General features: G+C 35.1%; 12 protein-coding genes and 3 pseudogenes. 7 read left to right on the forward strand and 8 right to left on the reverse strand.

What is annotated here, in order from left to right:
• Window position 1 precedes the first annotated feature (1 nt).
• Both ABWU72_RS00160 and ABWU72_RS00165 read right to left on the reverse strand, forming a co-directional pair.
• Window positions 2-529, reverse strand: a complete 528-nt coding sequence (locus ABWU72_RS00160; RefSeq protein WP_010082469.1) for a c-type cytochrome — start codon at window positions 527-529, stop codon at window positions 2-4.
• Window positions 530-969: 440 nt separating this feature from the next.
• Window positions 970-2225: pseudogene (locus ABWU72_RS00165) on the reverse strand (IS4 family transposase).
• Window positions 2226-2406: 181 nt separating this feature from the next.
• On the opposite strand from ABWU72_RS00165, the gene ABWU72_RS00170 reads away from it, so the two are divergent.
• From ABWU72_RS00170 to ABWU72_RS00190, 5 genes are all read left to right on the forward strand, one after another.
• Window positions 2407-2571, forward strand: a complete 165-nt coding sequence (locus tag ABWU72_RS00170) for a hypothetical protein (RefSeq protein ID WP_162829040.1) — start codon at window positions 2407-2409, stop codon at window positions 2569-2571.
• Between the two features lie 452 nt (window positions 2572-3023).
• Window positions 3024-3677, forward strand: a complete 654-nt coding sequence (locus tag ABWU72_RS00175; protein WP_174515724.1) for a hypothetical protein — start codon at window positions 3024-3026, stop codon at window positions 3675-3677.
• Window positions 3674-4219, forward strand: coding sequence for a hypothetical protein (locus ABWU72_RS00180; protein WP_155969411.1), 546 nt, complete (start codon window positions 3674-3676; stop codon window positions 4217-4219). Before ABWU72_RS00175 ends, ABWU72_RS00180 begins: the two co-directional genes overlap by 4 nt.
• Window positions 4220-4321: 102 nt before the next feature.
• Window positions 4322-5590: a proline--tRNA ligase gene (gene proS, locus ABWU72_RS00185; RefSeq protein ID WP_155969413.1), complete on the forward strand. Its 1269-nt coding sequence runs from the start codon at window positions 4322-4324 to the stop codon at window positions 5588-5590.
• A complete protein-coding gene (locus tag ABWU72_RS00190; RefSeq protein ID WP_151807997.1) occupies window positions 5587-5943 on the forward strand; it encodes a holo-[acyl-carrier-protein] synthase in 357 nt (118 codons plus the stop codon). Before proS ends, ABWU72_RS00190 begins: the two co-directional genes overlap by 4 nt.
• A gap of 168 nt (window positions 5944-6111) precedes the next feature.
• On the opposite strand, the gene ABWU72_RS00195 is transcribed toward ABWU72_RS00190, so the two are convergent.
• Complete coding sequence (locus tag ABWU72_RS00195; protein ID WP_174515723.1) at window positions 6112-6354, reverse strand: WPE palindromic element domain-containing protein; 243 nt, start codon at window positions 6352-6354, stop codon at window positions 6112-6114.
• A gap of 89 nt (window positions 6355-6443) precedes the next feature.
• On the opposite strand from ABWU72_RS00195, the gene ABWU72_RS00200 reads away from it, so the two are divergent.
• Window positions 6444-7940, forward strand: a complete 1497-nt coding sequence (locus tag ABWU72_RS00200; protein WP_010962853.1) for a proton-conducting transporter membrane subunit — start codon at window positions 6444-6446, stop codon at window positions 7938-7940.
• On the opposite strand, the gene ABWU72_RS00205 is transcribed toward ABWU72_RS00200, so the two are convergent.
• Complete coding sequence (locus ABWU72_RS00205) at window positions 7937-8599, reverse strand: hypothetical protein (RefSeq protein ID WP_010082435.1); 663 nt, start codon at window positions 8597-8599, stop codon at window positions 7937-7939. The genes ABWU72_RS00200 and ABWU72_RS00205 overlap by 4 nt on opposite strands.
• 293 nt (window positions 8600-8892) lie before the next feature.
• Between ABWU72_RS00205 and ABWU72_RS00210 the strand changes: the two are divergent.
• A pseudogene (locus ABWU72_RS00210) lies at window positions 8893-9725 on the forward strand (IS5 family transposase).
• A 26-nt stretch (window positions 9726-9751) separates the two neighbouring features.
• Here ABWU72_RS00210 and ABWU72_RS00215 read toward each other — a convergent pair.
• The 4 genes and pseudogenes from ABWU72_RS00215 to ABWU72_RS00230 all read right to left on the reverse strand — a co-directional run.
• Window positions 9752-10381: pseudogene (locus ABWU72_RS00215) on the reverse strand (hypothetical protein); the annotation flags it as partial.
• Between the two features lie 73 nt (window positions 10382-10454).
• Window positions 10455-11276, reverse strand: coding sequence for a DNA polymerase III subunit delta' (locus ABWU72_RS00220; protein ID WP_155969419.1), 822 nt, complete (start codon window positions 11274-11276; stop codon window positions 10455-10457).
• A gap of 17 nt (window positions 11277-11293) precedes the next feature.
• On the reverse strand, window positions 11294-11881 hold the full coding sequence (locus ABWU72_RS00225; RefSeq protein ID WP_006280292.1) for an L-threonylcarbamoyladenylate synthase: 588 nt from the start codon (window positions 11879-11881) through the stop codon (window positions 11294-11296).
• A 118-nt stretch (window positions 11882-11999) separates the two neighbouring features.
• Complete coding sequence (locus ABWU72_RS00230; RefSeq protein WP_010082479.1) at window positions 12000-12470, reverse strand: hypothetical protein; 471 nt, start codon at window positions 12468-12470, stop codon at window positions 12000-12002.
• Between the last annotated feature and the right edge of the window lie 29 nt (window positions 12471-12499).

Below are 12499 nucleotides of genomic sequence, written 5' to 3' on the forward strand. Positions count from 1 at the left end.
ACTACTTTGGCAAAGCAACCGGGCTATCACTCAATTGATGCAAATAACTAACTAGATCTGCAATTTCTTGTGGATTGGAAATACCTGCAAATGCCATACGTGTACCTTTTATATAGGCTTTTGGGTTCTTTAAAAAGGCAAATAGCTCCTCATACCCCCATTTTCCACCTCTTTCAAGCACTGCTTTTGAGTAATTGAATGAGTTACCAAGATGGGCCTTTTTATTTCCAACTATGTTCCATAAGTTTGGTCCTACTTTATTCATTCCACCTTTCTCAAAACTATGGCAGGCTATACATTTTTTTGCTGCTGATTTACCTTTCTCAAAGCTAGCATTCTGCATGAGCGCTCCAATATCAAGCGCCACTTGCTCGATTTTTTGCTGGAACTCATTGCTGCCAGCAGCTACTATCGTTTGGTGTTCAATCTTATATTCTTCTGGACTGTAAAGCATATCAACTACATTACTAACTATCATAATGATTAGCCCAGAAAGTAAAATCGATGCTGCAATCTTATTAAGCTCCATAGTTAATTTTTATTAAGTAATGTTACTTAAATTATGCGAATATTTTCGCAAATAGCAACCAATTACCTTGAAGCTCGCTAAAGATGAGAGTCTCTATAGCTGACCCAAGAAAGGTTTTCCTACGTCCATACCGCCGCGAACCGTCATACCGCGATTCATTCGCGGTATCTCAGCCGCTAACAAGAGATCCCGCTAACAAGTAGCGGGATGACGAGGTTCACTGCCATTAAGTTAAGGAAAGAATGGTTAAAAACTGAACTAAAAAGTCAGAAATAATTAAGGATTTATGACAAATGCTGAAACAGAATAGAGTAAACTTTAAAGCAGATAAACTCTGAAGTGTAAATTACTTAAGAAACAGTTTGTTTAGAAGTCATTTTACAGGAGCTATGGCAATAAGCTACCCAGTTATTATCAGAAGATATGAATACTACCTCTAGTCAAAATATGTGTTTTCTAACCCTTTTTTGGTAATTGAACGAACGAAGATAAGGTACCTTATGACGATCAACTTTCCTTCCCTTTCTTACCGCCAAAGTGTTCATCAAAAATAGCTTTGATAATTGATCCATAATGCAGTCAGTATCTGATTCCGTAGCAAAAATGTCGAAAGCCAAGTTTTTGATCGCGTTAAATGAGACAGATTTGTTAATGCTCCTCTTAAGCTTATCATCGGTTAAGTCCATATTCAACGCTTCTTCTACATCTTCTGTCATAACACTTTCTAGGTTGCTAATAATGATAGCTGACCAAAAATCCTGTTTAACAGACTCAACACTTTTTCCTGTAAAATTTTCTAGACTTAGTCTTCCTTTGAGTTTTGCAAAAAATGTCTCAACTCCCCAGCGTAAAAAATATAACTCCTTAAATCCTCCAGTTTGAAACTTTTGTTCATCCATTAATGATGTAGCTAACACTTCAATTTCACCAGATGGCAGTACCACTTTGAAGCGTTATTCCACTATTTTCTTGTTTTATCTTACGCTGAGCACATATGGTAACCTCAACACTAGATGGGCTTTTTTCTTCAAACATAGCATTCACTTCATTAAAAGATGATCTGGGACATCGAATGACATAAGCAATTTTTCTTTTTGTAAGGCTAGAAAGAAATTTATAAGATAAATATACAAATCAGTAAGTCATTAGTATTTACAACTTTAAGCATTTCATCTGCTAAGTTAATTTCATGAGTGTTACCTCTATCTAACACTGACCTTATGGCAACATTATTTAGCACATCTTAACAAACCGCAAAGGTTGCACTTGCATAATCACCTAAATCTTTTGGTTTTTGGTTACGTATTTTTCTTGAGCCAAATTCATTTTTTATTTCAACGCTTGTTGGTAAAATGATTTTGGAGGCATCAAGAGCTCACACTCTAAAGCCAAAACAAGTTTTAAATTTTTGGTCTTGGTAGTACAAGGAAACCACACCTTCGTTAATTTCTGAAAATGCACTGTGTTTCATTTTTTTTCTTGCTTGACTAAAAGCACTAGCAGTAACGGTATAGTCTTTTTTCCTATATAAAATAAATTCGTTTAGTATTACTTGCAGCGACTTTACACTTTTTCTTAAAATTAAGATAAATATGTCAATAAAAGATAACTTCCTCTTTCTCATAAAATCTTTTGAAGATGATTTATGGGATTCTATAAATTCTAGACTTGCCAATTCATTTTGAATAAATTTTATTACTGCCTTTTTTACTCATACTACCTTTAAACTTATTGGTATACATCATTATCCCATAAAATCTATCTTTTTTCCTTAACTTAATGGCAGTGAGACGAGGTTATCGTCATGCCGCCACGAACCGTCATACCGCGATTCATTCGCGGTATCTCTTAGCCGCTAACAAGTAGCTGGATGACGATTGTCAGGGTGTAATCCCAGTGTCCCTATGATGTCATCCCAGTGCCCAGACACTGGGATCCAGGAAAGTTTGCTTGTAAGCAAGCAAACTAGCACAGAAAGTGGTTACAACATTTTCGATGAGATTATATGGAAAACTGGATCCCAGTGTCAAGCACTGGGATGACAAAAAAAGGAGCACTGGAATGGCACCATTTGTTATGTTTAACAAAGTTCGTACTTAGCTTCATGTTAGCCATAAATATTTAAGAAATTTACCAAATGGAAAAAAAGGCAAAAGAAGCCCCATGGTTAACTAGTTCTGACACTGGTTTCCATCCAAGACGGCAGTAGCCCCTTCGGTGTCATTCCAGTGTCAAGCACTGGAATGACACCATTTTGGATGGAAACCAGTGTCAAGCACTGGAATGACAAAGGAGAGCAGTGTCAGCTACTTGGATGACACCTTTTTTCTACTTAGTGTGGGTTATACAAGAAGTCTATTGTATGGCTATTGCTGGTCGTATATTACTTATAGCTTATCTATTCAAATTGCAACTTTGTTTTTCATAATTAATTATTGACAGAAATTATTAATTGGGTTATTATTAAATTATCGTTAACAAGTGAGGCAAAGAAATGATGATATCCAATAATTCTTCATTGCTAAAAGATAGTCAGGAGCTTACTAAAACTAAGCAGACTATATGGAAACCTTTAATTGCTGTTTCATTATTATCTATATTTAGTTTCATATCTGGTCAATATCTTCCTTATGTTATTATAGCAGTTTCTGGTTCTGGTCCTATTGCAGCAGTTCCTTTAGCAATTTTTGCTGTTTCTACGGTTGTTGCACTTATTTCAGTGACATATCTTGTTAAACTGGCTATTTCTAGAGATGATAATAAGAAAGAAGTAGGTCTTAATGGACAGAAATTCGGCCATACTCCATCTCAAGAACCACAAAAATTTGTGTGTAAAAATTGTACTAATCTGGAGAATAAATCAAATGTACCTACTCCTCAATCACCTCCAGTAACATTGGGTACACAACCAAATCCAAGTGTCAGTGTACCACCGCCACCACCTCCTCCATTGCCACAAGATGCTGCACTACCACCTCCGCCTCCGCATTTTTTTACAGCTTCCAAGCGTACGGAGCAACCTAAGAATGATGCACCGAAGAAGGCTGGTGAACCTGAGAATAATAATCATTCTACTCTGTTTGAACAGATAAGAGGAGGTACTACGTTAAAAAGAGTGGGCAGCAACAAAATTTTACAAATGAATTGAAAGCAAAATTAGAAAGTAGTGGGGGCACTGACAAAAAAGAAACACCAGAAGAGTTTGCTGCAAGAATAGATAGGGAGCAAGCAGAGAGAAAGAAGTCGGATGATAATGATTCAGATTGGACAAAGAGACTTAAGGAGAGAGCAGCAGTCATGCAACTCTCAGATAGTGAAAGTGAGCATTCTGATTCTATTAGCGATTCAGATTGGACTACAGATGAAAGCAAAGACACACAGAAAGAGATAGAGCAGGAAAAAGAGGAGCAGACAAAACACACAAATTCCCCATCAAGCAAGGAAGAAGGAAGCGGGGGTCTTGACAGTGGTATAGGATCTAGAGCCACATCTCCGATACATCCTGAACAAGAAACAGAGGAGTCACCGGTACCGCCAAGTTCGTGTGTTGATTCACCACAAGTAAATAATGTTGACTCAGTGGATAATGAGGTGCAAGATTCACCTCCTCTTTCTGTTGAGGATCGCATAGCACAGTTTGGTGGAAAAGCGTTGCGATGCCAAAAGGAAAATGTTGTACAAGGACTATGATAACTATGAAATGGTCAGCCATGCACTTCCCTTCCTTTTCAAAATAAGTTTACCTACAGGTCTGATTGTATTAAGATTACTTAATACAATCAGATCTATTATATGCGCTTATCCAAATATTACCTGCCAACTCTAAAGGAAAAGCCTGCCCATGCTAAAATTATCTCCCATCAATATTCTTTGCGTGCAGGTTTAATAAAGCAGATAGCATCTGGCATCTATACGTGGTTACCACTTGGTCTCTTAGTGCTTAAGAATATTGAAGATATTATCAGAGATGAAATGAACAAATCCGGTGCTATTGAAGCATTAATGCCTTGTGTGCAACCAGCAAGTCTTTGGCGAGAATCAGGGCGTTACGATGATTACGGTAAGGAAATGCTACGCATAAAGGATAGGCATGAGGAAGATATGCTTTTTGGTCCAACGCATGAGGAGATAGCAACTGATTTAATTAGAGATGTGGTAAAAAGTTACAAAGATTTGCCACTTTGTTTATACCAAATTCAATGGAAATTCCGTGATGAGGTAAGACCACGTTATGGTGTTATGAGGGGCAGGGAATTTTTGATGAAGGATGCATACAGTTTTGATGTAGATTACGAAGGTGCACTGAATTCATATAATTTGATGTACAAAACTTACATAAAAATCTTCAAACGCATGGGATTTACTCCAATTGGAGTTCGAGCTGATACGGGGCCAATTGGAGGAAATTTGAGCCACGAGTTTCATATATTGGCAAACACTGGTGAGAGCACTTTATATTATGACAATAAATTTTCTGAACTACTAGAGAGTGAAGATATTGAAAGTTTAAAGAGTATATACGCAGTTGCAGATGATATGCATGATCCTGAGACTTGCCCTATATCACAAGAGCAGTTAAATGTTAGTAAAGGTATTGAAATAGGGCATATTTTTTATTTTGGCGACAAATATTCAAAGCCTATGAAGGCAAGTGTTACTTCTCAAGATGGAAAAAATGTCAATATACATATGGGTTCGTATGGCATTGGGGTTTCAAGGCTTGTTGGTGCAATAATAGAAGCTTTTCATGATGATAAAGGAATTATCTGGCCAGAATCGGTGGCTCCTTTCAGAATTGGTTTAATCAATTTACAAACGAAAGTAACGGAGGCTGCAGATAAAATATACAAAGCTTTGAAAAGCGATGAAGTGCTTTACGATGATACGGAAGGGAGTGTAGGAGTAAAATTTTCTAGAATGGATCTGATAGGCTTGCCGTGGCAAATAATTGTCGGAAAGAAAGCAGTAAGTGAAAATATAGTTGAAGTAAAAAATAGAGCAACTGGAGAGGTAAAGGAAATGCAGATTGAGGAAGCAATAAATCACTTTAGCGCAAAATGATACACGGTATCGGCACTGACATAGTATATATACCAAGAATATTGAGAATATTACAAAAATACGGGGAAAAATTTCTCAATAGAATCTACACTGAAAAGGAAATAGAGCTAAGTAGAAAGTATAATAGTCAAGAAATGCGAGCAAGGTATTTTGCTAAACGCTTTGCAGCAAAAGAAGCTTTTGTTAAAGCACGAGGTAGTGGTCAGGGTATTACAATGAAAGATATAGAAATATACAATGATGTAAGAGGCAAGCCATATCTTACCGTTAGCAAGGATTTTATCTCCAAAATTCATCTTTCTTTAAGTGACGATGGAGATTACGCTACTGCATTTGTTGTAATTTGCGTCTAGCAGATATTTTCAATTTATGCAGTTGACTTTGTGCTATCTATATAGCTAAACTGACTTACGACAATTTGAAAAACCGTCATTCCGCTACTAGTTAGCGGAATCTATGCTGAGATACCGCGGCGGTATGACGGTTCGCGGTGGCATGACGATAAGCTCGTCATCCCGCTACTAGTTAGCGGATGAGATACCGCGAATGAATCGCGGTATGACGGTTCGTGGTGGTATGACGTAGATTGCTGTCATTCCAGTGCTTGGCACTGGAATCCAGCCTTTATTATGCAGCCACTTAGTTGAAATTAAGTTTTCTGGATCCAAGTAGTCAGGGCACTGGGATGACATCTTTGTTGTGTTTAACAAAAACAAATGTTCGTACAGTTGTGGAATGAATCGCAGTATAGCTATAGCATACACAAACGACTAGTTTGCCAAAAAAACATAGCGGTTTTTCTATGATTTTAGTATAATTCTAGCTTTACCTAAACAAAAAGATGAATTATTTAATGGACTGTGTTTTAACGTCTCTTTCCTTACCATTTTCAATTACTGAGAATTATTTATTAATTACTGCGTTGATTCCACTTTTAAGTGCGTTAGTTATTTTTTTTACTGGTAAATGGCCCGGAGTGAACAATAGTATTACTGTCACTTCTTCTGTACTTCTGTTTACGTATACGTGTCTGTGCACTTTATATTGGGTATATGGTGATCATTCTCAATTTATTCTCATGGATTTTGGTAATAATTTGCACATTAGTTTAAAGCTAGAGTCTACCGGAGTAATATTCAGTTTATTAATATCGTTTTTATGGGTGCTGACCAGTATATATGCAATATGTTATATGCAGAATAACTATGCTGATAGCAATCACTCAAGTTTTCTATGCTTTTTTTCAATATCGATTGGCTGTGCAATGTTTATTGCTTTTTCTGGAGACTTGCTCACTACATTTGTCTTTTATGAGCTTCTAACTATTAGTACATACCCTCTGGTTACTTACAACTCAACAAATGAATCAATGATTGCAGGACGCTATTACTTTGGCGTGCTATTTTTCTCTTCTTTGGTATTATTTTTTCCTGCAATAGGCCTTTTATATCATGAATTTCATACTTTAGACTTTGTAAGCGGTGGAATATTCAAATTTGATACTTCACTCATCACTTTCATTGCAGTGTGTTTTGCTATGCTGATTTACGGAATAGGAAAAGCTGCATTAATGCCAATGCATTTTTGGTTACCAAAAGCAATGGTTGCACCAACTCCTGTGAGTGCACTACTGCACGCTGTTGCTGTTGTGAAATCCGGAGTTTTCATCATCATAAAAGTTATATTATACACTTTCGGCGTCGATAACATGCAACGTTTTGTGCAGCAAAATTGGTTTGCTGGAGGGTGGCTTCCGTACGCTGCTGGATTTACTATTATTACTGCATCATTGATTGCACTAAAGCAAAAAGAATTAAAGAAGTTGCTTGCTTACTCTACCATCTCTCAATTGTCGTATATTATATTATTCGCTTCAATTTTTAGTGATCTCAGCATGAGGGTTGCAATTTTTCAATTAGTTTGCCACGCATTTGCAAAAATCACTTTGTTTTTCGTTGCCGGAGCAATAATAACGAGAGCAGGTGAGAAATATATAGATAAGATTTACGGTATAGGACGCAGTATGCCAATTAGCATGACAGCATTTGCTATAGGTGCATTGTCTATGATAGGGGTGCCGCCTGCTCCGACTTTTTGGGGTAAATTTCTCATTTTTCAAGCTGTTTTCAACTCTGGCAATGTAATACTTTCTGTGTTTGTAACTCTAGTGTTAATTGTTAGTACTATACTCAACGCTCTGTACTTTTTACCGATAATTTACAATGCCTTTTTCTTAAAACCTTCTCAGAATTACTTTATTAAAAAAACACCAATTCTTCTAGTTTTACCTCCAGTTATTACTGCTATGTGCACTTTGGTTATTTTTTTTAGCTACCAAGTAATATTTTAAAATCTGTATTTATAACCATTAACAATAAATTTAAATGGTATTATACCAGCCAGAGTTGCTTTTATATTCGACAAAGTGAAGCTAATCTCCACAGTATCCTCCTTATTTTGCTCGGTTGTAAAAACTACAGTAGCATTTCCAGCAAATGTAACTAAGTCCTTGGTCGATCGATCAATAGATAATGTTATTACATTTATGTTGGCGATTTTTCTTTTAGATAAAGACAAATTACCAGCTTCATTATTCGTTTTTTCCTGAAAGCCTTGATAGATTTTATGTATAGAATTGTTTCTTATAAAATTTTCTTGGTACTTCGGTTCAACGATCTTAATGGACTCGTATATTTCAATGTATTTACTTATTAAGTACCTCGCTGTGGAAGTGTATTCATCTTCCTTTTTACTGAAACTAAGCTTATGCATTGCAGAGAACTCATCTTCTGTGTGGTTCATATACTTCACAAAATTTAAATCTTTTTTAATAGGAAATAACAGGTATATGTTTAATGTTAATAAACATAAGCATACTAGGAGAAGCGATACTATTAATGCCATCCAAGATCTTTCTGCTACACAAAACAGATACCTATGGCAGTACCATTCGACTGCTTTACTGAAATAACTTTTGTTTTTTACTGATTCAAGCAATTTATCTTCCATAACACAATACTACCAGACCTAATCGGATCATTATAATAACAATAAGCTTAGATACTCTAAAAAAAACTTTAAAATATGTCTAAATTTTCCCAAATAGGATGAATGATTATATCACCTTGTTCTGCAATGAGGTAGAATTTATCGATTTTGCTCACATCTATATTTATCATTTTTACACTGAAATTTTCAGGATCATAAGTATTACTTTCTACACTTTTGTGATAATTATAATAAGAGGTTGTCCGGAAACAAGTAAAAGGCTATAATATCTGAAATTTTAGTACGGGGTAAAGATGAGAAAAAAGTATCCAACAGATCTAAGCGAAAGGGAATGGGCAAGAATAGAAAAACACTTCAGAGTATCATACAAGAAAGGAGGAAGGCCGCCAAAGTATAGCAAAAGAGAAATATTAGAAGCAATTTTCTATGTATTGCGTACAGGGTGTCAATGGCGGTATTTACCAAATGATTTTCCGCTATGGAAGACTGTGTATGAGCAGTTCAGGCAATGGAAGAAGCAGGGAATTTTTGAGAAAATGAATTATGAAATTACAAAATATAGTAGAAGAAAAATAGGAAGGAATGAGCAGCCGAGTGCCTGTATAGTAGATAGTCAATCTGTAAAGACTACAGAAAAGGGGGGATCAAAGGCTATGATGGAAGTAAAAAAGTAAAGGGTAGAAAAAGGCATATAATTACAGACACTCAGGGTTTTATACTAGGTTGTTACGTAGGCGCTGCTAACGAAAATGATAGAGATGGTATTAAAATAGCATTAAACAATATGAGAACAAAATATACTAAAGTTAAAAAAATGTGGGCTGACATGGGATACCAAGGAAGAAATTTAAAGAATCACATAAAGGAAGAATATGACATAGATATTGAAATTGTTAAAAGGCCTCCATGTAGATTTTGGGTGCACAAAGATACGCCACCTGAGCTACTACCAACAAGAGAACAAGGGTTTAAAGTACAGCCAAGAAGATGGGTTGTAGAAAGGACTTTTGCTTGGGTTAATAGGAATAGAAGGCTATCGAAGGAGTATGATTTACTCACAACATCCACTGAGAATTTCATATACCTAGCTATGAGTAGGGTTATGTTAAAGAGGGAATATGCTTGAATTTACTAGTTTCCGGACAACCTCTAATGTAATTTATTTTGATCATCAAAATAACCAAATTCATCAGCAAAGGTTCCCACTTTTCTACCTTTACCACTTTTGACTAGCTCAAATAGATCAATTACATGGTTTTGGGATCCAGGCTCAATAGGCCCTTCTGCAGCAAAAAATTTAGGTGCATGACCAATGTATTCCTTAAATTTTAGATTATGAGTCTTTTTTACACTACCAAAATCCACAAATTTATATTCATCTGAAATACCAGAATATTGTGGATCATACTTTTTATATTCAAAAAACTCATTACCTAAAAAATTACAAAACGTTAATTTATAATTATCATGATCGGATTTTACGACTTTAAGGTAATGAAAATCTCCAGGAATCTTTACTTCCTCTTCCGTAATATGATTACGTACAACAAGCTCACCATTTAGCATATGATAGCCAATTTTTGGCAAAGTAGCTATATTGATTGTCTTGTTTAGCTTAAAATTTGCTTCATAAATGCCACTTAACAACTCCTTTCCTTTTTCTAGGGTTATGTCTTGATCTGAAGCTATATTCTTAATTAAGCTTAATTTTTTCTGCATGTTCAATATGGCTTTCGTCAAAACTTCTATTGATTGCCATACAGTTAATTTATTATCAGTCAAATTATATACTTCGAGTATTAAATTAACAGAATTTTATCATGAATTTATGTTAAAAGTATTATACTTTGTAAACTTATGTCATGATATTAACTACATTAGCTAAAACATGCTTTTTATCTAAGTGGAGTTGCTTTGCGGCAACGAAAAGTTCATCTATTTTTTTCCACTGACTTAGCAGAATTTCAACACCATTTACCTCTCTCTTTATGCTTTCTAAAATGAAGGCCTGAATTATATATGATGCTAGTTCTAGTTCGATTTCGCTATTAATTACTTTATTAATCATATTGGGATTCTTTAAATCATGAAGAAATTTATAAAAGCATTTGTATGCTTCATAAGCATCACTACTTATTGTATTTATTATCATTCCTGGCATTCCAGGAAATAAAGTAATCATTTCGTCAAACGTTTGATTATCAAATTTACATTGAGATGAAGCAACTTGCTTTGTTTCATCATAAGTTAATGGGAGTAAATTTAGCTGAAAGCACCTACACAAGATAGTGGTTTGTATATCATATGGCTTATGGCTAATTATAAATATCTTAGAATTTTTTGGCGGCTCTTCTAATATTTTCAATATTGCGTTTTTAGCGTGATTAGTCATTGCCTCTAAGCTATCTATTATAGCTATTTTGTGTTCTGATTGAATGGGACTTAAGTGTAGAAAGTTTTTCATTTCTCTGACTTTTTCTATTCCGATAGTATCACCTTCAACAATGTGTAAGTCCAATGCTACTTCATTATAGTTTTTTATGAGTAACCAATTGGAGAAGGATTTTGCAAGTGTTGCTTTTCCTATACCTCTTTTACCACAGATCAGCCAAGACTGAACAGATAAGTTGTTCATTATTTTTTTTTTGGCTTGGTTGTGGCCTATTACTTTTTTCATTCTTTCTCCTATAGATTTTAGTTTGAAAATGCGTTGTTTACTGTTTGTAATGAAATTGCACCTTCCCTTAAAACCTTAATCTTATCTTCGGTTAAGTCAATAATAGTAGATTCTATACCAGAAACTAGTTCGTCATCTTCAATCACTACAGATAAATGTTGCTTAATGGATTGTGGTATATCGTTTGCCTTACATACACTTTCTTTTCCTGAAATATTTGTACTAGTTGCAACTATTGGAACTTTCAGTTTGTTTAGTATTGAAATTGCAATAGGATGCTCAGGAATTCTGATACCTATACTATCTTTAAAGAATTCGTTTGGCAATATGTTGTTGTTTTTAAGTGGTAAAATATAGGTAATTGGTCCAGGAGAAAAGTGGTTTATTAAATCAATATATCTTTCCTTTACCTTTGCTATTTTTGTCAAATTGTAAATATCACTAACAAATATAGACAGTGGTTTATTTTGAGAGCGTTTCTTTATCTGATATATTTTTCCTATAGATTCATTATCTAGTGCATTACAAGCAAGAGCATACACTGTTTCTGTTGGAAAACACACTAATAAATTGTTCTGTATTGCATTTATTATTTTAGATACCATATAGCTAAAAACTTATTCATAACAACTAGATCAGTTTTGTTGCACTGTATCTTATATAGTAACTGCTAGTTTTTGTAAACGTAATGCAACGCAGCTTACCATTTGTTATGCAGATTTGCTACAACCCAAACTCTTCATTGACTTTATCAATTATTGCCTGTGGTGGATCCTCTCCCCATCCTGAATACAAAATCTCTCCATAGTCTGCAACATCTATAGAGCCAGTTCTGCTTTTTGCTAGAAACATTTCTCTTTTCTCTTTATCAACTAATACATAATGCCACGCTGATTTTCCACGATCTTTACCACGGACTAAGTATATAAGATCTGACCTACTTCTTTTTGTTGCATCAGCAAAAGATCTTTCATTGACAGTTCTGCTTTTACTTTTTATGCCGCCACTTTCAGAAAAAGCTTCCTTGGATTCGGTTTTTTTGCCTGCTAATTCAGAAATTTTTCCTTTTTCCCCTAATGCCCGTTCTTTGGTGTTTTGAGACGAATACTTACTGGAAAAACCTTCCCCTGTACCGCCAGGAGTCCTGTTTGTGAAACGCTTAGTAAATGAATTATTGTCGTTGTTTTCTGCCATAAAAATCTCCAAACTTTAGATTGTAGAAT

This window comes from Wolbachia endosymbiont (group A) of Lypha dubia (assembly GCF_964028575.1).
Taxonomy (GTDB): Bacteria; Pseudomonadota; Alphaproteobacteria; order Rickettsiales; family Anaplasmataceae; genus Wolbachia; species Wolbachia pipientis.

Coding starts and splice junctions, on each gene's coding strand:
- ABWU72_RS00175 (WP_174515724.1), top strand. CDS start 3,024: ATGATGATATCCAATAATTCTTCATTGCTAAAAGATAGTCAGGAGCTT.
- ABWU72_RS00160 (WP_010082469.1), bottom strand. CDS start 529: ATGGAGCTTAATAAGATTGCAGCATCGATTTTACTTTCTGGGCTAATC.
- ABWU72_RS00220 (WP_155969419.1), bottom strand. CDS start 11,276: ATGAAAAAAGTAATAGGCCACAACCAAGCCAAAAAAAAAATAATGAAC.
- ABWU72_RS00200 (WP_010962853.1), top strand. CDS start 6,444: ATGGACTGTGTTTTAACGTCTCTTTCCTTACCATTTTCAATTACTGAG.
- ABWU72_RS00230 (WP_010082479.1), bottom strand. CDS start 12,470: ATGGCAGAAAACAACGACAATAATTCATTTACTAAGCGTTTCACAAAC.
- ABWU72_RS00190 (WP_151807997.1), top strand. CDS start 5,587: ATGATACACGGTATCGGCACTGACATAGTATATATACCAAGAATATTG.
- ABWU72_RS00225 (WP_006280292.1), bottom strand. CDS start 11,881: ATGGTATCTAAAATAATAAATGCAATACAGAACAATTTATTAGTGTGT.
- ABWU72_RS00205 (WP_010082435.1), bottom strand. CDS start 8,599: ATGGAAGATAAATTGCTTGAATCAGTAAAAAACAAAAGTTATTTCAGT.
- proS (WP_155969413.1), top strand. CDS start 4,322: ATGCGCTTATCCAAATATTACCTGCCAACTCTAAAGGAAAAGCCTGCC.